20 protein-coding genes are annotated in these 21,973 nt (G+C 52.2%); 8 read left to right on the forward strand and 12 right to left on the reverse strand.

Features of this window, described 5'->3' with window-relative positions:
• Positions 1-44 precede the first annotated feature (44 nt).
• The 5 genes from Poly41_RS19000 to Poly41_RS19020 form a co-directional block, all read right to left on the reverse strand.
• Complete coding sequence (locus tag Poly41_RS19000) at positions 45-1,049, reverse strand: hypothetical protein (protein WP_146528320.1); 1,005 nt, start codon at positions 1,047-1,049, stop codon at positions 45-47.
• 77 nt (positions 1,050-1,126) lie between these two features.
• Positions 1,127-3,742, reverse strand: a complete 2,616-nt coding sequence (locus Poly41_RS19005) for a type IV secretory system conjugative DNA transfer family protein (protein ID WP_146528321.1) — start codon at positions 3,740-3,742, stop codon at positions 1,127-1,129.
• On the reverse strand, positions 3,743-4,435 hold the full coding sequence (locus tag Poly41_RS19010) for a hypothetical protein (protein ID WP_146528322.1): 693 nt from the start codon (positions 4,433-4,435) through the stop codon (positions 3,743-3,745).
• Between the two features lie 24 nt (positions 4,436-4,459).
• Positions 4,460-4,732 carry a hypothetical protein gene (locus Poly41_RS19015; protein ID WP_146528323.1) on the reverse strand — a complete coding sequence of 91 codons (273 nt, stop codon included), beginning with the start codon at positions 4,730-4,732 and terminating at the stop codon, positions 4,460-4,462.
• Positions 4,733-5,085: 353 nt separating this feature from the next.
• The gene (locus Poly41_RS19020; protein ID WP_146528324.1) at positions 5,086-5,526 is read right to left on the reverse strand and encodes a hypothetical protein; all 441 of its coding nucleotides are present in this window, start codon (positions 5,524-5,526) and stop codon (positions 5,086-5,088) included.
• Positions 5,527-5,927: 401 nt separating this feature from the next.
• On the opposite strand from Poly41_RS19020, the gene Poly41_RS19025 reads away from it, so the two are divergent.
• The 3 genes from Poly41_RS19025 (at position 5,928) to Poly41_RS19035 (ending at position 7,992) form a co-directional block, all read left to right on the forward strand.
• Positions 5,928-6,707 (forward strand): serine/threonine protein kinase, encoded by a 780-nt coding sequence (locus Poly41_RS19025; protein ID WP_231615778.1) that lies wholly within the window; start codon positions 5,928-5,930, stop codon positions 6,705-6,707.
• A 242-nt stretch (positions 6,708-6,949) separates the two neighbouring features.
• Positions 6,950-7,420, forward strand: a complete 471-nt coding sequence (locus tag Poly41_RS19030) for a helix-turn-helix domain-containing protein (RefSeq protein ID WP_146528326.1) — start codon at positions 6,950-6,952, stop codon at positions 7,418-7,420.
• Entirely contained in the window at positions 7,420-7,992 is a 573-nt protein-coding gene (locus Poly41_RS19035) for a PIN domain-containing protein (RefSeq protein ID WP_146528327.1), read from the forward strand. Before Poly41_RS19030 ends, Poly41_RS19035 begins: the two co-directional genes overlap by 1 nt.
• A gap of 30 nt (positions 7,993-8,022) precedes the next feature.
• On the opposite strand, the gene Poly41_RS19040 is transcribed toward Poly41_RS19035, so the two are convergent.
• The 7 genes from Poly41_RS19040 to Poly41_RS19070 form a co-directional block, all read right to left on the reverse strand.
• Complete coding sequence (locus Poly41_RS19040; RefSeq protein WP_146528328.1) at positions 8,023-9,330, reverse strand: PD-(D/E)XK nuclease family protein; 1,308 nt, start codon at positions 9,328-9,330, stop codon at positions 8,023-8,025.
• The gene (locus tag Poly41_RS19045; protein ID WP_146528329.1) at positions 9,327-10,379 is read right to left on the reverse strand and encodes a protein kinase domain-containing protein; all 1,053 of its coding nucleotides are present in this window, start codon (positions 10,377-10,379) and stop codon (positions 9,327-9,329) included. The genes Poly41_RS19040 and Poly41_RS19045 overlap by 4 nt, the downstream gene beginning before the upstream one ends.
• 5 nt (positions 10,380-10,384) lie before the next feature.
• A complete protein-coding gene (locus Poly41_RS19050) occupies positions 10,385-11,389 on the reverse strand; it encodes an AAA family ATPase (RefSeq protein ID WP_146528330.1) in 1,005 nt (334 codons plus the stop codon).
• Positions 11,382-12,530, reverse strand: coding sequence for an AAA family ATPase (locus Poly41_RS19055; protein ID WP_146528331.1), 1,149 nt, complete (start codon positions 12,528-12,530; stop codon positions 11,382-11,384). Before Poly41_RS19055 ends, Poly41_RS19050 begins: the two co-directional genes overlap by 8 nt.
• Positions 12,531-12,652: 122 nt before the next feature.
• The gene (locus tag Poly41_RS19060) at positions 12,653-13,513 is read right to left on the reverse strand and encodes a hypothetical protein (RefSeq protein ID WP_146528332.1); all 861 of its coding nucleotides are present in this window, start codon (positions 13,511-13,513) and stop codon (positions 12,653-12,655) included.
• Between the two features lie 187 nt (positions 13,514-13,700).
• Positions 13,701-14,612: a ParB/RepB/Spo0J family partition protein gene (locus Poly41_RS19065; protein WP_146528333.1), complete on the reverse strand. Its 912-nt coding sequence runs from the start codon at positions 14,610-14,612 to the stop codon at positions 13,701-13,703.
• Between the two features lie 14 nt (positions 14,613-14,626).
• Positions 14,627-15,436: a ParA family protein gene (locus Poly41_RS19070; RefSeq protein ID WP_197231445.1), complete on the reverse strand. Its 810-nt coding sequence runs from the start codon at positions 15,434-15,436 to the stop codon at positions 14,627-14,629.
• A 298-nt stretch (positions 15,437-15,734) separates the two neighbouring features.
• Between Poly41_RS19070 and Poly41_RS19075 the strand changes: the two genes are divergently transcribed.
• From Poly41_RS19075 to Poly41_RS19095, 5 genes are all read left to right on the forward strand, one after another.
• Positions 15,735-17,042, forward strand: a complete 1,308-nt coding sequence (locus Poly41_RS19075; protein ID WP_146528335.1) for a hypothetical protein — start codon at positions 15,735-15,737, stop codon at positions 17,040-17,042.
• Positions 17,043-17,355: 313 nt separating this feature from the next.
• Positions 17,356-17,598 (forward strand): hypothetical protein, encoded by a 243-nt coding sequence (locus Poly41_RS19080; RefSeq protein ID WP_146528336.1) that lies wholly within the window; start codon positions 17,356-17,358, stop codon positions 17,596-17,598.
• 883 nt (positions 17,599-18,481) lie between these two features.
• Positions 18,482-18,781 carry a hypothetical protein gene (locus Poly41_RS19085; protein WP_146528337.1) on the forward strand — a complete coding sequence of 100 codons (300 nt, stop codon included), beginning with the start codon at positions 18,482-18,484 and terminating at the stop codon, positions 18,779-18,781.
• A gap of 144 nt (positions 18,782-18,925) precedes the next feature.
• Positions 18,926-19,639 carry a hypothetical protein gene (locus Poly41_RS19090; RefSeq protein WP_146528338.1) on the forward strand — a complete coding sequence of 238 codons (714 nt, stop codon included), beginning with the start codon at positions 18,926-18,928 and terminating at the stop codon, positions 19,637-19,639.
• Between the two features lie 612 nt (positions 19,640-20,251).
• On the forward strand, positions 20,252-21,841 hold the full coding sequence (locus Poly41_RS19095; RefSeq protein ID WP_146528339.1) for a sigma-54 interaction domain-containing protein: 1,590 nt from the start codon (positions 20,252-20,254) through the stop codon (positions 21,839-21,841).
• Positions 21,842-21,973: the final 132 nt, after the last annotated feature.

Below are 21,973 nucleotides of genomic sequence, written 5' to 3' on the forward strand. Positions count from 1 at the left end.
TGATTCTGGGTTTTGCTGTTACCGACTTTCGAGATGAGGCGCGTCTACTCAGACAACACGCCTTTTTCAACCAGAATGTCACCGTATTTCAGCAAATAACGCTGAGCGTTGGACAGCAGTTCCTGATCGGCGTCAGACCAGTAATGAGGATATGGACGCAACGACCATCGCGGCTCAGGAAGGTCGCGGTCGCTTCCAATTTTGGCCAATGCCTGAAGTCCGCCGATATCCGGGTCCAACGCACCCGCATTTCGTATTGCAGTCAAAGACATTGGCTGATTGACTAAGGTACGAACGAATTTAACCGAAGCGCCCGACATCTTGGGCTGAACGAATCGTGATTCTGTAAACGGAGCAAGAACACTCAATACCTCTGGCGACAGCGATTGTACAATTATCGGTAATTTTGCTTCTCGCTTAGCAATCTCATCGTCAAAGATACGAAGTACCTCAACCACCCACTCGGGCACGACGATGGGTTCGGTCGAGGTACTCATTTTTGCCCTAACGTCGAGTGCCACTGCTTGAATTCGCCTGGCGGCGGTTGACCAATGAACACTCGATGTCTCGGCAAGTTTCTCAAGTCGACGTAACTCAATTTGCTCCGGTGATGATAAAGAAAGATTGGTGGAACTCGCCCTTCGAGATTTTAGAAGCTCGCGAAATTTGGCGACACTCGTGTTCGTATCTTGCACTTGTTCTTTAGAAATACGATCCTGCGATTGTAGTGCCGTGAGCCGTTTAGTTTGCTGGGGATCGGCGTTGATAGCCGCAAGGGTTTCCTCATCAAGCGATGCAATCTCAGAATCCCATGTTTCGATACTCGTGAGCGCACTATCGAGCTTTCGAGTCGCAGTGTCGATAGCTTCGGATGCGTCCAAAAGCTGATTCTGTTGAGCAGTGTTGCCGGTTGGAGCGTCCTGTTGAACAGCTTTCGTTTTAGATTGCCCGGTGAGTTTGTCAAATTGCTGGCTGATAGCGTTCAGAAGCAACACCAGTAAAGCGGTCACGAACAAGCCGGTTATCGCCCACCTGCGAATTGGGTACACCAGTTTACCTCTAAAAAAAGGACGAAGTTAAAGCGTTTATTCTATACCGAACGATACACCCCGTGAATCGTCAGGCATTACGTTCCACCTTTGGCGTCTTGACCACGGCGATCAAAATCGCTTAGGTAGTCCGTTTCTGCCTGACTAACCGATGTTGGTGGCATCTGGGGCACCGGTGTCGTGACTGTTTTGGTGTCGCTGGGCACTGGCAGCGTTCCTACCTCAAAGGCCCCCGGTGCGGTCGGCCAACTCACCATGTTTCGCCGTCGATACTCTGGCCCCGACATCGCAAACTGGGAGACCATCGGGACCGTTTTGCCCGCAAATTGCGTGTATCCGCTACCAAACGTGAAGCGTATCAAGCTCGATTGTCGTCGGGCTCCGATCGCCAGTAGTTCTTCGATACTGAATCGCGATTCATCCTTCTCAGTGATTCGGATCGTCCCCTCCTGAGCGAAGGCGGGATTAACTGGATCAATTAGATCACCAGCGAGCCGGTTGCGAGCCTGAAACCATCCCGTCGCTCTCGCTTTTCGTTTCCCAGAGAGCTTTTCGAGCTTTTCCAGTGAACGCAAATCGGAAGCTCGGAAAGTCTGTTTCACTGCGGTACACGAATCGACTGTCTCACCAAGGTCGGTACCATCACGATGAAGCTGGCCAGCTGTTTGATGAGCCATAACAAGCGTTCCCCCTAGTCCCCGAAACTGCTCGAAAATCAGCTTCATTCCATCGCTAATAATCTGTTGGACCTCGTCGATCAAGAAATACACCCGCTTGTTCGGATTTTCGCGTTGAGCTGCTGCCGTGAATGCTGACCACAGGAACGTGCGAGCGATTGCGGGGGCATTCGACGGTTCCAGCGCTGACTTCAGGTTCAGGTAAACTACCTGAGGGCGTTCAAACAGATCGGCAACATCAATCGCCTGCTCAACCACCTGATGATGATCCGGGAACGATGTAGGAACAACATTCACTGCATCGCTTGTCGCCAACCGGGCCACCAGCGCGATCAGATGCCGGGCCTTTTTCCAGTCTTCGTGTAAGCCAAGATCTTTGTAATACTGTTCGTCCGCTAGTCGCTTGCTCAGTTCCAAGAAGGACTTCGGTCTTTCGCCCTTGATCAACGCATGTAAAACGATTTCGTTCATCGCCGCAAAGAATGCTGCGCCATACTTAGTTCCGGATTCCAGTTCAAGCCCGCGTAAAATTTGCTGCGTTAGCTGCAAGTCCGTCATCCTATCGCAGTGTGACTGCGTAAACGGATTGAAACCGAACGTCGAGTGACCCTTGACATTTGTAAGCCAACGCATGTCAAGTTTGCCGGTGCGAGCAGTCTCAAGGCGGCACGTCTCGAACAATGACCGATCGCCTTTCAAGTCGATGATTACAACACTGACATCCCCTTGGGCAATCAATTGCGTTGCCAGTGGTGCCAACGCGAGGCTGGTTTTACTGGCTCCGGTATCGCCAAGGATATGGTCGTGCATCTCCTGGATTTCTTTATGCACAAGAACCGGGTAATCGCCTTTTTCCGTAAATCCACGCAGGAAATGCTCTCGTTCGAGTTCGTCATTGGAATTGATGATTCGATCGACGTAGTTATCCCAATCGGTCGTGCGTTCATCGAGGTGCTTTGAAAGCTCAATGTCAAATCGATCGAGTAGCGTCCCTGCGGTTAACCAAAGGAATCCAAACAACATCACGGGCGCAGAAACCACGGTGACCAGGAAACAAACCACCAGATGACCGAGGACACTTCCTTCCGCCAAGCGAGCATCTGCGATGGAAGGGCAATCTGCCGCGACGCAGAACGCCAGTAACATCATCGTGATCAGCATGAATACCCAGCGAACGATCGGCGGACGCAGCCAACGGGTGGGGAACCGAAACACTCCCGCCGCAGGTGTCCAATGAATATCGTAGGTAATAAACAAGACAAGAGCCTTCCAGGTCATTTGCAAACTGCGAAACAATCGGGGGCGCGGCAACAGGGCGAAAGCCACAACATGCCAAACAATCCAAACGGTCGGAAGCGTGACTACTAAAGCCAAAGGCCACCACCACAAGGTGCCGCTCGTCCGCATTGCCAGCCATCCGGCAGCCACAGAAGACGAGGTGATTAGCAGCGGGCCTGCGTGGAGCGTCAGCAGTTCGGGACAATCCAGCGACAAGCCTCGGGGCACGATGGTCGGCAAATTAAATCGCCAACGCTCCATTCGCTCGCGATCAACCGTTGGGCCGACTAGAATCCAGGCCGCTGCCTGCCGAGCGATTAAAGAACTGGAAAGCCAGCCGGTTGACCAAACCAGCATTTGGGCAGTCCCGATATCCAGCAACATTACCATCTGCCAAATCAGGCTGCCGGTGATTGCGAATATGTACCATCCTGCTGCGATGATCCAAAAATGGAGTTCGCCACCAGTGAGTTCACGAAACTTGATGACGGCGGCGAGAAATACGGCGATCGAGATAATGAACACCTCGACGAGCGGATGCAGCGATTGAAATGCACTCACCGTGCTCGACAGCACCACGGCCAGCGGAACAGGGACAAAGAGAATAATCTGGACGATTCGTGTTTGTTGCTCAAGAGTTATCGGTTGTGTTCGATAATTCAATTCGGTGTTGTGCGTTGGTGGTAGTGCTTCTACGTCCAGGGCATCATCTAATTGCTCGGGGAATATCTCAAACATTTAGCGACTCAGCGTCAGGAGTGAAGAGAGACCAGGAATCAGGGCCGTGCTGACTGCGACCGCACCGAAAGAAGATCGCTCAATTTGTTTCGCGATTTTTGCTTGTTGTTCTGGCAAGCCGGTTAAGACGACGATTTCAAAACGGCCCGCTTGTATCAATAGCTTGAATTTCGGCAAACGAGACCGTTGTGCAATCACCCGATTGACTCGCGATCGAATGCGACGAGCAGCACCGCCACGGTCAATTAAAAGCATTCGGATTTTCACGCCGTCTTGACTTTTAATCCGCACATAATTGGCCGACCTTGCTCCGTCCCACCACAGTTCCGGGTAAAGGTCCCTGAATTCAGCCACTGTCTGACGCTCCAACCGCATCGACACGCAATACTCGGCTACGGCCAAAACGACCGGTAGCGATTGTTCGGTCAGGGATCGCTGCGAGCGAGCGGGGAAGCCCATTGTCCGCATTCCTCGGACAGTGATCGTGACATAATCGAATCCATTTACAGAGCGATGCTGTTGAATCAGTTTTTGGCTCTCCAGACGCTTTAGCACTCGCTTGCCGTTTGCGTCCGAATCGGTTTTTGAAAAACAAGCTTCTTGCAAAATCATTTGTGTCGCGGCGCGATAGCGATACAGGAAACGAAGGACTCGCTTATCGCGTTTACTTAAATATCGTTCATGCCTTTTCATCGAGGGCCTTTTTGTCAAATCTCGTTACCAAAATTCGTAGCTCAAGCCGACGCCGCCGAAACCGGACAACGCCGTGTGTATTTCGTGTAGACGTTCGGGGGAATAATCGCCGCCGTATTCAATGGCTCGCGTTAATCCCCCGAGACGGTTCTGCAGCGCCGCATCAGGCCGAACGTTAATCGGCCACCAGCCGGGAAATCGATCCTCGCCGATCCATCGTTCCGCCAATCCTCGCCGTCGATAATTCAAATAAATCTCGGTGACGTGCAGGTCATGCGTCATTTGTGTTAATTTCACCGTCGCGAGTTTTCCCACACCAAAAATGCGGTTTGCTTTTTCAGTCGCGAAAACTACGGCAATGATTTCTGCTGGCTCTGATGCTCTTTTATGCAGTCGCCGAGAAAGCCGTGTGAAGTTCGCCTGCGTGGCTCCAGGACTCCAAACAACCAGTGGGCGTTCCAACGCAGTGACAGGGCGAGAGACAGCCTGTTGCAATTTCAGCCAACCTTCGTCGGCCATTTTTTCAATCGCGGACTTAGTTCGGGAGATTCCCCAGGACGTCGTGCTCCACCAAGTTTGAGCAATTTGAAAAACCGTCATCACACGGATCGAGTTGCAGAGAACTGCCGTGATCTCTTTTTCACGCGGAGTCATTTTTCCGCCGATGGATTTTTTCGCGGGCGCCCACGCCGACGAGGTGGCTGATTTACTTCGCTGGAATTATCGTCGCCAGTTTTAGGCTCAGCGGAATGCCCTTGTTCGCTGTAATTCGTAATCATCGCCGGTCGGGCTCCAGAGCGATGTGACGATGCCGTGTCTGAACGTCCGCCACTTTGCTGATCGTCCAGAAATTCCAATGCGTCTTGCGTTCCATCAATCACAGCGTCAAAAGCTCGCTGGCGTAAATAGTCAAAAAGTGTAAGCACGGTTTTTTCTCCACCCGGTGAGTTAGTGATTGCCCGGTGGTATTCTGGTGGAGGAGAAACCATCCGAAGTGAGATTTTGACTCGGTTCTCAGTTCGATTTTTTAGCCAATCAGCATCATCAATGCTCCGGCAAATCCTTTTTCGGCGTTTTCCAAACTCATTCAAAACGCTGCAATCCAGTTCATAAGAACTACCGAGCGATCATGATTTTTAAGTCCCGTTGACCGAACGACTTAGGTGCAATTCCCGAGTTTTTTGGTAGGCTCAAGCATTGTTGGACCATGTTGCGTCACGGATTATTTTTCAACGACTCCGAAAACAATTGATTTTCCCCAGAGCCAATGCCACATCACGAAGCCAAATCGATTCGCTTTCGCGGGCGTGATGAGCCGGTATTGGAGACAATAAGAATACGTGGCCGCAATTATTCGGTACTGGAAAGGTTGAGCCACCGAGGAGCGTACAGAGTCTTCGATCCAGGAGCTGGACCGGGTGGGGATTACCGCGTGCTGTACCGATTAAAAGCATCCAATTCGAGCAAACAAAAAATATCGGTACTGCGACGGATGACCGGCGCATCCGCGAATCGGAATTTCCCACACATCACCGATTATTCGATTGCGGGAGACCAGCTTTTTGTTGTGCTCAGTTGGGTATGGGGAAAAACACTCGATGATTATCTGAGGGCAATTCGCGAAAAAGAAATTCCTCGTCCCGTGGTTCCTGAAGTCGTTCGTTTAATTCGCGGTTTATCTCACGGGTTGAGCCACCTTCATCGCCGCACCAATTTAATTCATGGCGATATTAGCCCAGCGAACATCGTTTTGACCTCGGGGACCAGTCAATTAGTTCTCGTCGATTTCGGCTCCGCATGGCCTATTGAAAATTCAGGCAATAAAGACCCTGGTGACGGAGTCACCTCGCCCTATGCCGCGCCGGAACGGCTCGCCGGTCATGCTGCCGAGGATTTTCGCAGTGACCAATTTTCGCTCGCCGTCGTCGCTTACGAATTATTGACGATGACAATTCCCTTTGATCAACTTGGCGGACAGGCGGGATTACCGGAATTGATCAAGCAAACCGAAAAGAATTATTTACCGCCGTCAAAATTACTGCATCGGGCAGGTAAATTACCTCGCCAATCAATCAAGCGTCTCGATGAATACTTCAATACCTCGCTCGCACTGCACCCTGACAACCGTTTTCCGACGCATCAGGCGTGGTTATCCGCAATCGACGACTTGCATCGGTCATTGATTCCCGGAAAGCAGTTGTCTGCATGGGAGGAGGCAGCGATCAGTGTCGTCCATAAAATCGCAAAACTCCTCGGTGTTTCCAGGCATTAAAGCGACATTTCTTCGACTGATGCCAAAAGCCCTAAGCGGACGTTAAAGCGGCTTTCGAGAGAACTGGTTCATGGTCGCTAACCGGGCAACTTCGAGTCTCGCGCGAGGCGATGCTTCAAAACGATTTTGTTTTAACTAGTTGCGTCACGCATGGAAGGCTAATCAGTTTCGAGTGTTTCGAGCATTGCGTGTATTTCGACGTTGTGCTATAGTACCTTTGTCACTCGATAAGGAGAAATATCATGGCCACATTGATTCCTGAAAACTTCGAGACGGTTGCACCAACCGAGGCCGAGGCGCTGCTCGCCCGCGAATCCAGCCGCCTTCTGGCGGCTCATAAAATCGGCACGCGATCTAGCGTTCGCATCCAACTTCTCGATGATGGCGAAGAAGCCGAATCACTCGCCGTTCCGGCATCCGCGTTGCGATTATTTCTGCATTTGCTCACTGAAATGTCGCAGGGGAACGCTGTCACGTTAATACCGACCCATGCAGAACTGACCACCCAACAAGCCGCAGACCTGCTCAACGTGTCCCGGCCTTATGTCGTGAAGCTACTCGACGAAGGAAAGATCCCTTCCCGCACCGTCGGAAAATATCGCCGCGTTCGCTTCGATGACCTCATGGCGTACAAGCGGAAGGATGATGAGGCTCGGGCCAATGTTCTGGACCAGTTAACCGCCGAGGGCCAGGAACTTGGGATAGGCTATTGATGGAGCAACCCGTCACTGCCGTCTACGACGCGAACATTCTCTACCCGGCTCCCCTGCGAGATCTGTTCATCAGACTTGCGCAGGCGGGGCTTGTCCAGGCAAGATGGACGGAAACGATCCATGATGAGTGGATGCGGAATATCCTCAAAAATAATCCGCAGCTTGCGTCTGAGCGTTTGCTCCGAACCCGAATGCTGATGAACGGGGCTGTACGTGACTGCCTCGTTACCGGCTACGAAGACTTGATCGAGTCGATTACACTACCCGATCTGGACGACCGACATGTTTTGGCCGCCGCCATACGCGCCGGTGCCAAAGTCATCGTGACATACAATCTGAAAGACTTCCCGCAAGGTATGCTGACTGGATTCGACATTGAGGCAATCCACCCAGATGACTTTCTGGTTGGTCTGCTCGACGTGGCTCCAGGTGTGGTCTGCGCCGCAGTCAAAAGGCAGCGGGAAAGCCTTCGCAATCCGCCGAAGACCACCGAAGAGTTGCTCACCACTCTCGAAAGCCAAGGACTAACCCAAGCGGTTGCACGTCTCCGCACGTTCGCAAGTCTTCTTTGAAAAACTCGACATGCCGTCATCCAGTCGGCATTAAACCGACATTTCTTCGACGGACGCCACCAGTCCCAAGCGGCACGACTTGGCGTGTGGTGGAATTGTTCCAAATCGGTCGCCGCATTCGCAGTGATAGAGCTTGCCATTTCTTGCCTGAGCCACCTTCACGGAAACTCCATTTCTCGTTTCTCGCTTGTATTCCTGCTTAGAAATCTCAATGGGCTCACCAAGGGAACAGCCGCGACAACGTGAACGGTCATCGGGTTGCTTCGGTTCAGCAAGCTGATTTTCGCTCAACTCAACCGTCTTCAGGAAATCGCCAAGCATTTTCCTGACCTTCTCGTGCAAATCGGGTGTTACGATCATTGCGATCCCTTTGGCCGAATCAGCGGGAAAGACAATACCGAACGGTGAATCGTAATTCCCCATCGATTCCAGCAGGGCACAGTACGCCGCCACTCGACATTGATGTTTGTCATGCAGGACGCCATTGCCGTGGGCAATATTTTTTGCCCCGCTGTGGATGACCGGGATTCTCCTGCTGCCATGCTTTAACACTCGCCACGGACATCCTTCCAAGGGCCATTCGGGGTGTCGAACCGGTGATTGATAGGTTCCAGGCTCATATCCAGCAGCGAGTGCTGACCACCAATTCACTCGCTGATACTTTGGTGCAGTCGATAATAAATCAATTTTAAGCGGCTTCGGTGAGTCGGCTTGATGCCTGCGATTGATCAGAATCACAAGCCGCCAAAAAACTTCGCCACCCCACATGAGATCCAGCACCAAGATGCCAAAACCAGCCATGAAGAGCAGGAAATCAGTTTGCTTAATGCCGACGTACATTATCGCCACGGCAACGGCAGCGTAGAGCATCGCCATGCCTAATAAACGAAGCTGTTTTGATAACTCAGCCTGAATCCGGTCACGGTCAAAGTTGGGCAGGTAGGTCAAGCGGGGGCCGTTATCTTCTTCGTCTTCCCGTTCGTCTTTTTCAAACGCCCTCACGCCAGCTCGGCGGCAAAAAGCAAATTGTCCGAGGTCGTGGACACTCACAAACTCGCGTACTCGGCCTGTATCGGCCTTCGCGTCGTTATTGTTTTCTGTCTCCGGCTCTACCTCCGTCGGAGGCGTCTGGGCGGTGAGTCCGGTTTCCGGCTCAATCGGCCCGTCGGACTCCGTTAAAGGAACTTCCTCGATTGTTGGTGACGTTTCAGCAGCAAGCTCGGTTGTCACCTCCTCGCCGCTTACCGGTTCTCGCGACTTCCTACCTCGCACGTACTGCGAGTAATACGGTTCCAGCTCACGCGAATCGATCTGATATTCAAAGACTTTGCTATTCATACGATCCACGCCTTCAGTGAATCGACGATCTGTTTCAGCGTCACCTTGCGGGCCGAAGGCGTTATCTGGAGCGACAAGTTGACTACGTCGCGAGTTTTCGTTGGCAACTTGGTAAGCCGTTCGATCTCCTCTTTTCCCCGTTCCGGCAGGTTCCCCCAAGCGGCGTGGGCAAAGATTCGTCCCCAGCTATAGATGTCAGCTTTTTCAGTGATTTCTTTTGAGCCAGTCACCTCCAACGCTCGGTAAGGGTCGTCGGGCCAAACCGCTGGAGCCACCGTTGGTCCGCCCTTATTGATTTTCGCCATTTCCAAATCGGTCAAAACGGGCTGGTCATTCTTGGCTCGCAACAATACCGATGCCGGTGTCAATTCACGCCGAATAATCCCCTCGGCGTGCATGGCGATAAGCCCTTCCGCGATCCCCGTCATCACGACTTTCAATTCGTAGTCGCTGAACGCACCCGCCTTCATCCGCTGAGCAACCGTCTCGCCATCCTCCCAGCGATCAATAACCCACCATAATCCGTCAACCTCTGCGGCGGTGATATTGCGAGCGACGTTGGGATGGTCGTCGATACGGTCACAAACTTCGATGTGTCGATGCAGATAGACCTCAACCTCCGTCCGCTCACGATCACTCATGTGGCGAAGCTCGTAACATTTGCCCCTCGCAAACCGTTGGGGAATAAACCGATGACGCAATTTGACAAGCTGGTACTGCAACCCATTCGTCGTTGTCGCCCAACCGCTCAAATACTTCTCCACTTCGTATTCAAGCACACTGCCCGAAGGTGCAACGCTTGTCTGCGCCCCCATCGCGGCCTTTTCTTCGGGGTGCAAGACTTCCAACACGCTATCGATGCCAAATGCTCGACTAACCGCCTGTTTTAGCTTGCTGAGCAAAACCGGTTCGCCACGCAACATTTTGTTGGCCGTGCTTCGGTCAACCATCGCCTTGACTCTAAAGTCCGCGACGGTCATTCCCGCATCGACTCGCAGACGACGCATCAGTAGGGCATCTGCTCGATATTCACGTTGTTCCAAATCCATGTCGGTCAGCTCTCCTCGAAGGGGCTGACAACAGGTTTGCCCGATTCATCGACATCGACACGAATGTTCGTCAAACCACGTTCTTGGCGTGCCTCAATAAACACGTCGGCCAACAATGCGATGATCTTGTTCCTCATATCGCGAGTGTCACTAGTCGCTTCAGATTGCGCAAACAGATCGACGATGATGCTGGGAGCGAGGCAGCACAAGTTCAGCCCATAGGCATTCGCTGTAGCACTGATCTGTATGGCGATGACTTGCAGCTTCGAATCTTGATCCAACGGACGGAACACAAGAATTCCGTCAATTCGGCTGACAAATTCAGGGGTGAATTTCGGCGATCGTTTTAAGATTTCCCGAACTGCATTGTCTCGTTTTGCCTCTTCCCCGATTTCACTATCTACATTGGCGATCGCCTCAAACGACTCATTGCTCGTCATTACGATAATCGCCTCGGTAAAGTCTACCCGATTGCCAGATCCTTGTTCGTCAAGATGCCCCTCTCCCATAATGGATAGCAATGAGGTGAGCACATCGGCATGAGCTTTTTCCAACTCATCAAATAGAATTAACTGACGTTTGTTGCTCATCATGGGACGAGTCAATTGCCCCCCTTTATCTGCGCCAACGTAGCCCGGTGGAGGCCCGACGAGTCTTGACGCACTATGCGGGTCCTTGAAATCCGCACAATTAAAGCGGAGCATTCGCTTCTCGTCGCCGAACAAAAATTCGGCCATTGCTTTTGCCATCTCCGTTTTGCCGGTCGCCGGGGGACCGACGAACAGGAGTGTCGCGACAGGCTTATCTCGCCTTTCTACCGCCAACCCTTGACGCACGAACCTTGCCACTGATCGAACAGTGTCGTCTTGACCGAGCACTCGCCGACTCAGATGGTCAATCATTTCTTCAAGATGAAAGACATTATTCATTCTCTGAGCCAGTTCAGCTAGAAGTCGTTTTAATTCGTCTTTATTTGTGATGGATAAGGGATCAAAAGGTTCATCATTCATGGTTTTCACTCACGACAAGGGATAGGTTATTTTGCTTCTGTGCTGAAATAGCAACAATCGGCTTTCGTAATAGATTTTGAATTCGTTTCGGAAACATGCAATATCCGATCGCATCGTTCCACTTTGCAACCTGCGTGGCCAAAATCATCGCATCGACTTGTACCAACCGAATGTCGTGATCCTCGCACTCTTTAATCATCAACAAAGCGGCCACTTCGGCTATCTGTTCATCGGAAGGCGTTTGGCAAAAATAGAATTCAGAAATAGCCGATACCAATCTGGAGCCAATCGCCGATTCTCGACAGAGCGTCTCAATCACGCTTTCCTTCCAAAGGCTCCGTCCTAAAGCTTTTTCATCAAGGGCCAACACCGATTCGATGCCCACAGTCGTCGTTATCACGACCACCGAGTTCTCAAAGGATACTGGTTCATCTTCGCCTGGAACCGTGATCGAACCTTTCCTTAGAATGATGTCCAATAGACTTTGTACTTCGGCATCGGCTGATTCGAGTCGCTCAAAACACACCAATCCCAAGCCGGAGTCGGCGGCGATCTTCGCCAAGCTGCCGGGCGATGCTTGGGTTCCGATAAGACTATCAACACTGATTCGTGAACAATCGAAGACATGAGCCCCGTTTTGGGCATAAAGAAGTTTCGCCAGCACACGCGAGAGATAGGTCTTGCCGATGCCTTCTGCGCCGATTAGCAACACCGATGCGAGAGGTTCTTTCAACGCTCCCTTGCGGCGTGAAGCTCGAACCTGATGATGATCGTAAATGCTTTCCAGCATCCCCGTGATCACGTTGTCGTGCCCGCGAACAAGCTGCTTTGCTATTCTCTCGGCCGCCCGATAGTCACTTCGCAAATGTAGCAACAACCTGCGTGTCTTGGCATTTTCGACTGTCGGAATATCGTCGCCTGTCAGGTAACAAACCAAGCGAATGTAGGCTAGTATGAAGCGATACTCACACGCCCCCACCAACCACTCGCGATGAAGGCGAAGTAGCCAAGCCGTGACGGCGTTCAGCAGGGCAATCGCCGTCACCAGCCAAGGCAGCACCCACCACCAACCAGCCAGATACGCCAGTATCCACCACGCAAGGAATGCGAGGAACACAAATCGGAGACATTGCTGAAACAACGACTTAACATGCCTCCTTTACAACCATAGATACACCACGCCTACGATCGCCAGCACCGCGTTGATGCGAAAGAACAAGCTATCGTTCCAAAGCGAAACGATCGAAGGCCGAGACGATCGACTCAATTGACGATCACCCCCATCTGATGGGTTTGGCCGACAATCATCTTCTGGCAGAAGTAATTTCCGCGACTGGTCTTAAACGAGATGGTTATTCCACCCCCTCCATCGCGGACACCGACGACCGAGACCGTATTACTGCCGCTTTGTAGCGGGACGGTTACCTTGGCTCCTTGGTGAAGAATCGGAACGGTTGCAAAGGGAACACCGTTTACCAAAATCTCGACAACATCACCGTCCTCATCGCAGCAATCGAACAATTGCAGCTCGAACAATTCGGTGTTGCGGTCCCTGAGAGCCGACTCAAGTTCCGAGTCGGGGGCGATTTGCGGTGGCATCACGTCAGGATCACCATCGGGAAAGGACTGCAATGATTGCAGGGCTGCTGTCGCTGCAAACAAATCACCACGGGCGAGCAATGAGCGAATCTGTCGTGAACTGTTCCGGTCGGCCGATTGCTGGTTCACCTCGATTGCCGAAGCCAGTTGCAAGTCACCGTTATCGCTAATCTGAACCACTTTCTCGGCACCTGGCTGTGATGCGGCGGTTGCCGCTTCGACATGCTGCCAATTGGGATGCTGTTGCTCAGCGTCAACCGACGCTTCGCGACCAGCCCAGACTCCAAAACCGATCAATCCGGCGAGAATTACAATACCGAGTCCCGCGAGGATACCTCGTGTTGACTTAAAGTCACCATCACCTGAATCGACGTTGCTGCCCATTGGCTCGTCGCCCCACGACGAAGGATCATCAGCCCCTTCTCTAGTGGATGACGGCAGACGAATATCGTCATCCGGCTGTTGATGGGCCAGTGCTTCGCTATGTTGTCGATCGCGGTCGTGGATAAATTCAGGTTCAGGCATGGGAGGTGGGAAGTTTTTTTGGCCGGGGGCGAGTGACTTCCATTATCACTGTTATGGATCGTTTTCTCAACCTGTCCAATGCGAGGAAAATATCGCGGGCACGTCGCTTGCAATTCGCAGCGATATTTTGCTTGGCAAGCTGTTGTTTTCGGATGAAATGGATGCACTCTTTCAAGCATCGCGCTGATCACAAAAGATGAACCTTATTGGCAATCCTAAGCCGGACCTCCTCGAGCGCTAGTATGAGTGCCTGCTCCATCTCGTCGTAGTTCCCTCGACGGGGTGATGTTACCAGCACTTTCCAGCCGTCTTCCGTCATGAATGTCTGCCTGACGCCTCGGGGTTCGGGCTTCGGTTTGCCTATTCTCTGGCGGACTTGGCTTTGTGCTTTGACGATGGTGATACGCTGCGGTTGCTCATCTTTGCTTCCGATAGCCGCATGAACCTGCTCGTGCGTGGGGAGCTTTGTCAGCTCGTAAGCGGCTCTGGCGGATAGGTCGCCCGATTCAACTTGATGCTGAACATCGTCTGGCAATTTAAGCAGTGCAAGCGAACGAGTGATTTTCGACGGGTTAACACGAATGGCCTCGGCGAGTTGCTTACCGGTCCAATTGTTTAATCCAAGTAGCTGGCTAAATGCGGTTGCTTCTTCAATGGGACGCAAGTCTTGTCGCAAAAGGTTTTCGATGAGTTGCTGCTCCAGGATCTCGGTTCTCGAAAGCTCGCCGTTTTGAAAATGGCAGTGGATTGTCGGCAACCCCGCTTTCAAGGTTGCTCGATAGCGTCGCTCGCCGGAAATGATCACCCATTTTCCATGTTGGTCAGACCAGCGGACGCGGATCGGGTGTAACTGACCTTTGTCTCGGATACTGTTCGCGAGTTGACCTATTTCATCGGCATCGAACTCGGTTCGCGGCTGCTCGGGGTCTGGAATCACACTTTCGATGGCAAGGCTTCCAAAGTCTCGCAGCGCACGTCGGCCCACATCTTTAAGATTGGCGACAGGGCTTAGTTTGGGAACGGAATCCTGCGTGCGGACGCCTATCGATTCATCCAGTCTGCTGTCAATGTCCTTCAGTCTGTTTCGGGTGTTTGCCAAAGTTACCTCCTACGTCAAGCGACGTGTCGCTGCGATTTATTCCTGATGTAATCCAAAACCTCGTTCGTCAGTGCTCGCATGGACTCAGCCGCATAAGAGCGTTTGTCAAAGAACTCAGCCGGCTGACGACAAGCGATCGAGACCTTAAACGCGGAGGCTTCGGGAATAATCGTGTCGAAGACCAGCCGGTCATAGATTTCTCGCAATCGCTGTTCGTACGAACGGTGAACCAACAACCGCTTGTCATGCCGGGTAACGAGGTGTCCGAGGCGGCGTAGTTTTGGGTTCAGTTGCCTTGCGTGATCAATGCACTGGTGAACGGCTCGGAGCCCCTGAGTTCCAAAATCCTCAGGCGGAACGGGAATGATGACGTAGTCTGAAGCAATCATCGTGTTCCAACTGCACTGGTAAAGATTCGGCGGACAATCAATCAGCACAACATCGAAACGATCAAGCTGATCCAGAAAGTCACGAATCGCATATTGCAGCATTCCTCCCTTTTCAGGGCACGGCACATTGAACGCACCTAGATGGTGGTTCGTGGGCAAGATTGAAATGTTATCGAAGCCTGTATTTCGGATCAGGGCATTCGGATCGCTAAAGAATTCGCCCTCGTCAAACAGAGCTGCGAGCGTTTGACAAAGCGGGAGTTGTTCGACAACTTCCGAGCCAAAGAATCCCTGACTGAGCGAACCCTGCGGATCTGCGTCAACAAGCAACACCGACAGGCCGGTTACCGCAAGAGACCCAGCGAGATGAAAGCAGGTCGAGCTTTTCCCGCATCCCCCTTTCTGATTGATCAAGCAGATTGTGAACCGTTCCACTTTCCTCCGTTGTTTGTTCTTGCCGAGGCAATTGCCAATGGCAATTCTGTGTAAGACAGCGAAATCACTTTAGATACCGTGACACAAAAGAACGAAGGTCGTCAAGGAAAACATTCGTTAAAGGGAATTGACACAGAACTGAGTTTAGCTCGTACTGGATTCATCCTGCGTGATGCCACGCATTGCAGCAAGGGTTATTACTGATATCGGAATGGTAGTGATGCCTCACCAGAGGCCCGAATTGAGTTTTGCTTTCCAGGTCCGCTTAGACGTGCTAGCCAGTCAAGATAGCTAAAGCATGAAAGATCTAACCATGGCACCAAATAACGGCACACAAAGACGGATTTCGGGCGTTGGGCAACTATCGCTCGTTGAACATGCACTGTGCCCGCTCGATCCCAGGCTCTCGCTCGTCGAGAATGCTGTCTATGCCGCTTCCTACTCTTATTCAAACCAAGAAGGCAAACGCTCTCAGGCGAACACCCGAGTATTCGCACCGCTGGGGCTTTCGGCTTCAGACGAATTATTCCTTTGGGGACTACTCTCGCTGAGCCTTCGCGGTCGCGGTGCCGAGCCAGAGTCAGAATTGGTCGCAACACCACACTGGTTCCTAAGTCAATTAGGACTCATTAACCAGTCAACGCGGCGTGGTGGCCGGCAATACCAGCAGTTCCGGGAAGCCATCCGGCGGTTGTCGGTCGTGAACTACATGAACGACGCATTCTATGACCCGATGCGAAGAGAGCATCGGCAGGTCAGTTTTGGATTCCTCAGCTACAGCCTCCCCGCTGAGTTACGTTCGTCGCGGGCTTGGAAAATCGCTTGGAACCCGATTTTCTTTGAGATGGTACAAGCAATTGGTGGGAATTTCCGATTCGACCTCGCCCAATATCGTGCGTTCGATACGGCCAGTCGTCGTTTGTTTCTGTTCGTCAGCAAAATCCTGTCTCGGCGAGTTCAACTTCAGGCTGTCGAGTTTGATCAGCTCTCGGTCGATACGCTTGGGTTCAGCCCCAGCGTGCCAAGACGTGTTAGAAAAGATAAGGTGAGTCGTCACCTCCAAAAGCTGATTGATCTTCAAGTGCTGAGCGAGGCCAAAGTGTATCGGACGTCGACGAACAAGTATTTCGTATCAATGACACGCGGTAATTACTTCTCGCGTCAGGAGAGTCATGCTCGGGAACGGTCTCCAGCAGAGTCACCGATGATGGATTCACTATTGGCGATTGGCTTTGAACGCGAACCGGCGGTTCGTCTGATCTCGCGTTTTCGGTATCGCCCCCGACTGTTGGCTGAGTGGTGCGACATCACTCAAGCAGCAATCGAACGTTTTGGAAAAGGGTTCTTCAAAAAGAGCCCAATGGCTTTTCTGATTGATTCCGTCGACAAAGCATCGAAGGGAAGTCGAACGCCACCGGACTGGTGGTTGGAGATAAAGCGTCTTGAGCAGTGCAAACACGATCTGACGGCGGAAGGCCGAACGGTTTTTGCCAAATTGCAAAGTGAATTGTTCGGTAAGGTGCCAACCGACCATCGATCGACGAACGCGAAAAATGAAAAGAATTCACTGACCGCGATCGGCACCATCCTGGGCAGTTCAAAGTGATTTACTCAAAGCCAAATCATTTGTTTCAAGTACTTATTTTGTACAAGTACTTTGGAGCACGACGCTGAATCAGAATTGAAATCGAAAAAATACAATCATCCCCGTTGGTTGGGTGCTCTCAATCTGTGGTCGCTGTAAGCAAAGCGTAACGCAACCGACACGCATTCAGGTGAATAGCGTAACGCAAGCGACACGTATTTTGAGCAATCGAGTGTAACGCAACCGACACGCCTAAAATCTAAACTACAGGACAACAAATCCAGTCAACAACAGCCGAACCACTCAAACCGTCGGCTAAGATTGGAAACACAAATTGAGTCCCTTACAACCCAGTCTTGGAGCGATGCTGGCCGATTCCTTGCGGCTGTCTAATGTCTCGGCAGAGCCGGTCGATGTTCACAAAGTAATTGGCTTGTTGGGGGCAAAAGTTGCAAAACTGAGTCGGTACGTTAATGATGCCTGTGAGGTTGGGTGTCGGATGCCTGACCTTGGCTATCGTTTTACGTTAAACGCGTTGCTGCAAGCGGATTTGCAAATTCGGATCCGCGAGTGGTGACATGCAAGATGGACTTCAGTAGGCGGTCGCACCCGGTAAACTTGGACTCACCATCCAGGCTAAGGGGACAGGACTAACCACCTGTCACGCGATTGACCCGTAGAGCCGGATGCATCGAGAGGTGCTTGTCCGGTTCGACGGAGGCTTCGTCGAGTAATCCGATTTGGCAGCTGGCTTCGTATGCCAGATGTGTACAAACCGAGTAATACGACGATTCGATCCGATACAATAGATCCGCTGGGTATGTGCTGTAATGCCCAGGGGCGGGGGCGATACGGACAAACCTTGCGTGACTTGCTCGTAGCAGTCACGCCAGGCCGTCATCTTTCAAAGCAGGTGAGGATTCTTAGCAATGAGATGTGTAATCCTGCACACAGGGGTCCGAGGTCATCGACCTCGTTCAACTTGTCCGGCGTGGGGAGCTTCGAGCCTGGCGACAGGCCGAACCGCAGGCGACTTACTGCGGGGATCGTTGGCAAATCCAACGACTGTGAATAGCTCAACTATGAAAGGCCCGCGAGGGCTTGCCGGTGAGTCTTGTGGAAGACGGAGCCGAAATGCGAAAGACCTTGGTCGATGGGTAAGAGTGCGCTTCTACGTTCGGCACTCTGAAATCATCGGGACGCTGGAAACAGAATTCCGATGGAAACTATGCTTGTTCTGGCGAACGAGACATACGGCCAACGTCCCTCCCGGTAAACGGGATAGCGACGTGATCCACAAGATGAAGAAGATGACTAACGTAGGAAGGTCTGCGGCAGCCGGTGTGGTTACCGGTGCCTGACATTGGTCCGTCAGGTGATTCAAACGCCGTAGACTGGGAGTGTGGCTTGAGTAGACAGTCGAGTCGAGTCCAAGTGGGAGCTTGGGTTCGATTTGAGCGATGTTCCCTGCAAGGCAGTGGGGACTCGTTGGCGTCGTAACAGGTGGTGCTGACGGCTATGCCACGACGAAAGAGCTGACGGGTAATATGTACCTGCTGAAGAGCTATACCGGTGACTGGACTTGTTACAGTCGCCGGTCCTTGGAAAGGCGCAGGGCGGTCACACAAGACTCGTGCGGGAGCACGGGCCTTCTGTGGCAGCGAATCGATGGCAGTCGCCTGGGGTGCATCTGCACTCAGGGGCTACCGCTTGAAGGTTCTGGGGATGGTGGGTTGTATGCATTGGCGTGGCACAATTGAAGAATGTAGTGCTGCGAGCAAAGTCGGCCCAAAGCTGGAGTGGTTTTCCGTTTGCAAAGGCACTGCTGGTGCAATTGCGGCAGAAGGGAACTCCCGCATCATCTTGCTGCGTTATTATGAAGGAATATGGCTTTTGGGGAGCCTGTGCCAAAGAAAACAGGCACCCCATTTTTTCCATCGCTTCAGCTTGGGGTGCTCCGGGTGTATCGAGCAGTCACCACTTCGGTCGAGGGATTCATTCAGCAGATCGCTTGTTGCTACCTGCGACATGGATACTGGTTCTACGTCAAAGGCGTGGTGCCGAGCGGGAAGTCCCCAGACGCAATCGACAGGAAGCTGATTCAGAAATACGGAATTGATGTGTCGGAATCCACGCGAGCACGCCGAAAGAAGGCGGGACGATCGAACCTACAATACATCCGTCACGAATCGGTTTTTGTGTTAATGGCGACCAAGGGCGAGCATCGCTTCTTCGAGGAAGAGGCAAATCGGATCCGTGACATTCGGCGAGTCCCGCTACGTTATGCCGGCTATTCGATCAGCTACAAACCTGGTGGTCGAAAGAAAGACGGGTCACGTGATGACAAATGGCATGCCCATGTTGCGATTGATCGGGAGCAGTACTTGGACCTGCGGGCCTGGTTTACCGACCGAGCCCTGCGGGAATCTCAAGAGAAACTGGCGCTCGCGTTTTACCAGCTACCACTTTCGCCCTATGCACCGGTTCGCCGCCAACTGCTGATGATGCTGCGCGAAGTGAACCGCATTCGGAAGACGGCCGGGAAGCGACAACTACCCTGCGACATTCTGCCACTGCGCCGCCGAGTGGTTCAGCCATTCGCCTCTGACGCCCGCTAAACTACGTGCACTGAGTCAGCGTCAATAGCTTGCGGAAGTTGGCATGTTTCGCGGGCGATTGTAGGTTGCCGATTTGGCTGGAATTCGGTGCGGCCGTTCTTGAGGATTTCCATAACAGAATCCTAAACAGATTATCTGACGATCAAGGCAAAGAACATGCTTTTGGGGGGTGCCTCATAACACACTTTGCAGTTGGGGCGCGGCGGAGAGAACCGTCGAGTACCCTCATCTGGTGAACAACTTCCGGCTGTTTCGCAAAGTGAGCTTCTGGAACTGAAACGTCGTCTAGCCAATCCTCAACCAAAGCGGGCGGCGCAACCGAAGCCGACAAGACGACCGTGAGGCTCAAAAGAAAGACGGGCAATACCTTTTGCGTTTTGCATCCGTTAGCGTTGGTCTCGGTTTGCGATTGCAGAAACGCCGGGAGCACTCCTGTCCTATCAGAGAGACGTAACGCAGATCAGGCGTCTATTTAGCCCATCGAAGCAGGATTGCCAATTACGTCCGGTTCGCGTTGGAACCGACAATTAGCCTTCCAAGACGGGTAGTAGGAGCCATTTCGTCGCGATACCATTGCATTTGTCAAAAGAACAATTGTGATGGCGGTCAATAGTGGGAAAACGAGTACTCGTATCGTGGATCGGGCATACCGACTTGAAAGCGATGGTCGCTGCAGTGCCGTCGTCTGCGTCCGAGGCTGCGCGAAAGATCGTCGGTCAGTGCGATAGCGTACCGGGAGTGGGGCCGGTGAAATCGCTGTTAGACCAAGAGTCCTTCGACCAGATTCATCTGCTGAGTGACTACACACCAGCAGCATCAAATGAGTTTGCTTCTTGGTTGGACCGTAAAGTTAAGATTCATGTGGTGGCGGTAAAAAATCCGTCGGATCACGGCGCGTTGCTCGACATCGTGCGTCCAATTTTGCAAGGGCTTCGTAGGGCCAAAGACGACGAACTTGCGTTTCACCTTAGTCCTGGTACTCCAGCGATGGGGGCAATTTGGATTCTGCTTGGTAAGAGTCAATTTCCAGCGACGTTGTACCAGACGTACAACGGCAAAGCCTGGAAGACGGAAATTCCGTTCGATATTACAACCGACGTTTTACCCGACTTACTTCGGGAGCCTGATCGGTACTGGCAGCATCTCGCGACTCGGACGCCTCAAGAAGTCAGCGGATTTGAATCCATTGTCGGCAAGAGCGAAGCGATCAAGGCGGCCGTCGGCCGGGCACAACGGGCCGCAATTCATGACGTTCCCGTATTGATTCTTGGTGAAAGTGGTACTGGCAAAGAAATGTTTGCCGAGGCCATTCATAAAGCGAGTCACCGGGGCCGTCAACAGATTGTGTCGATCAATTGTGCGGCCATTTCCCGTGAACTACTTGAATCGGAACTGTTTGGTCACGTTAAAGGAGCGTTCACGGGCGCGGACAAGAATCGCATTGGAGCGTTCGAGGAAGCGGACGGTGGGACGCTGTTCTTGGACGAGATCGGGGAATGTGATTTGGCGATGCAGGCGAAATTGCTGCGAGCACTTCAACCGCCAGCCGCCGAAGGCCCATGCTGCCGCATTTTCCGCCCTGTCGGAGCGATGCAGGACAAGAAAGTCGATGTCAGAATAATCGCCGCTACCAACCGAGACCTAACCAAAGCGATCGCCGATGGTGCGTTCCGTGAAGACCTATTGTATCGACTGTCCATCGTCACGTTAAAACTACCACCGCTTCGGCAACGTCCCGAAGATATCGCACAAATCTCGAAAACGCTGCTGATCGACATCAACGTTCGGCTGAAAAAGCAAGGTGGTCCGTCTTATCAAGACAAATCCATTTCTGCTGACACAATTCAGTTTATGCAGCGGTATCCTTGGCCTGGAAATGTTCGAGAGCTTTCTAATGCCTTAGTTCAAGCCGCCATGATGGCCGATTCCAAGACTCTCAAACCCCAAGATATCGCTGCTGCGGTCGCTGAATTTCCCTCTGCAAAAAACGACGATCTGCTCAGCCTTCCGCTTGGCGGCAGCTTTGTCCTGGAGTCGCATTTACTCAATATTCAGCGGCATTTCCTGCGTCGAGCCATGTTGGAATCCGACGGAAAGGTCACTAAAGCCGCCAAGCTACTTGGCTACAAAAACTACCAAACTCTGTCCGCGCAACTGGAACGGTTGGGCGTCGAATTTGAGATGCAATCGGAGGCAGAGTGATCATGCTTGAGCAGAATTCTTTCATGTTCCACATTCGTTTGGCACAGCCGATGCTTTATGGCTTTGACTCGACGAAACCAATCACATCCCAGGAACTGCGGAGGAAGCGGCTCACCCAAACGCATCAACTTA

Origin of the sequence: Novipirellula artificiosorum, from assembly GCF_007860135.1 — a bacterium.
Lineage (GTDB): Bacteria > Planctomycetota > Planctomycetia > Pirellulales > Pirellulaceae > Novipirellula_A > Novipirellula_A artificiosorum.